Annotated in this window: 2 protein-coding genes; one reads left to right on the top strand and one right to left on the bottom strand. The window is 74.5% G+C overall.

Annotated features, from left to right (window positions below):
- Positions 1–65 precede the first annotated feature (65 nt).
- Positions 66–1,475 carry a dihydropyrimidinase gene (hydA, locus tag AAHZ94_RS33580; RefSeq protein WP_349997479.1) on the bottom strand — a complete coding sequence of 470 codons (1,410 nt, stop codon included), beginning with the start codon at positions 1,473–1,475 and terminating at the stop codon, positions 66–68.
- 138 nt (positions 1,476–1,613) lie between these two features.
- Here hydA and AAHZ94_RS33585 point away from each other — a divergent pair.
- Positions 1,614–1,794 (top strand): hypothetical protein (locus AAHZ94_RS33585; protein WP_349997480.1); only part of this gene is annotated, 181 nt, incomplete at its 3' end.

Raw genomic sequence — 1,794 nt, forward strand, 5'->3', positions numbered from 1 at the left:
GGGGGGGGGGGGGGGGGGGGGGGGGGGCGGGGCGGGGGCCGGGGGGGGCCGCGCGCCCGGCCGGTTCACCGCAGGTACTGGCACGTGCCGCGGGGCACGTACCGGCCGTGGCCGATGCGGCCGGTGAAGGCGTGCCGGTCGATGACGACCTCGCCGCGCGAGAACACGGTCTCGGCCCGGCCGGTGAGCTCGCGCCCCTCGTACGCCGAGTAGTCCACGCGCATGTGATGGGTGGCCGCCGACAGCACCTGGCTCGCCGCCGGGTCGTAGATGACCAGGTCGGCGTCGGAGCCTGGGGCGATGGTGCCCTTGCGCGGGTAGAGGCCGAACATCCGGGCCGGCGTGGCGCAGGCGATGTCGATCCAGCGGCGCCGGGAGATGTGCCCGTCGACCACGCCCTGGTGCAACAGGTCCATCCGGTGCTCCACGCCAGGCAACCCGTTGGGGATCTTGGAGAAGTCGCCGCGGCCCAGCTCCTTCTGCCCGGTGAAGCAGAACGGACAGTGGTCGGTCGAGACCACCTGGAGGTCGTCGGTGCGCAGGCCGCGCCAGAGCGCCGCCTGGTGCTCCCTCGGCCGCAGCGGCGTCGAGCACACGTACTTGGCGCCCTCGAACCCCGGCTCGGCCAGGTTGTCGGTCGACAGGAAGAGGTACTGCGGGCAGGTCTCGCCGAACACCGGCAGGCCGTCGTCCCTGGCCCGGGCCAACTCCGCGAGCGCCTCGGCGGCCGAGACGTGCACCACGTACAGCGGGCAGTCGGCGACCCGGGCGAGCGCGATCGCCCGGTGCGTCGCCTCCGCCTCAAGCAGCGCCCTGCGCACCTCGCCGTGGTGGCGCGGATCGGTGCGGCCGGCGGCGAGCGCCTGTTCGACCAGGACGTCGATGGCCGGGCCGTTCTCGGCGTGCATCATGATCAGCCCGCCGTTGCCCGCGCCGCGCTGCATGGCGCGGAGTATCTGGCCGTCGTCGCTGTAGAACACGCCGGGGTAGGCCATGAACAGCTTGAACGAGGTGACGCCCTCGGCCACCAGCAGGTCCATCTCCCGCAGCGAGCCCTCGTTGACGTCGGAGACGATCATGTGGAAGGCGTAGTCGACGGCGCAGTTGCCCTGCGCCTTGGCGTGCCAGGCGTCCAGGCCGTCGCGCAGCGCGTACCCCTTGGGCTGTACGGCGAAGTCGATCAGCGTGGTGGTGCCGCCCCAGGCGGCTGCGCTGGTGCCGGTGGCGAAGGTGTCGCTGGAGAACGTGCCGCCGAACGGGAACTCCAGGTGCGTGTGCGCGTCGACGCCGCCCGGGATGACGTACTTGCCGCGGGCGTCCCACTCCCGGGCCGCGGTCCAACCCGCCGCGTACGCGCTGTCCGGCGCGGCGACGGCGGCGATCTTGCCGTCCTCGATCAGCACGTCGGCGGGCATCTCGTCGGCCGCGGTGACGACGAGCCCACCCCGGATGACGATCCGACTGGCCTCACTCATGCGGCGTGGCTCCCTTCCGGGCCGGGGTGACTGGATCGACCGGGGTGGCCGGACCGCCCGGACCACCTGGGTTGACGAGGACCGGCCGGATGCTTGGAGCGCGTGCGTACGGGGTTGGCTGCTGCCCGACTGCCTGCGTTGGACGTACTGGATGGGCTGGACTGGCTGGGCCTGCGGGGCGGGCTGGGTGGCGCGGCGGTGGTGCCGCGTACGGCAGGTCGGTCGGGGGCCGGGGGGCCCGGGGCCCCCCCCCCCCCCGGCCCCCGGGGGGGGGGGGCCGGGGGGCGGGCGCCCCCCGGCGCCCCCCCGGCGCGGGGGG

This window comes from Streptomyces sp. HSW2009, from assembly GCF_040240285.1.
Lineage (GTDB): Bacteria > Actinomycetota > Actinomycetes > Streptomycetales > Streptomycetaceae > Streptomyces.

What these genes read in the sequence shown, in the direction of transcription:
- hydA (WP_349997479.1), bottom strand. Translation starts at nt 1,475, where the DNA reads ATGAGTGAGGCCAGTCGGATCGTCATCCGGGGTGGGCTCGTCGTCACC.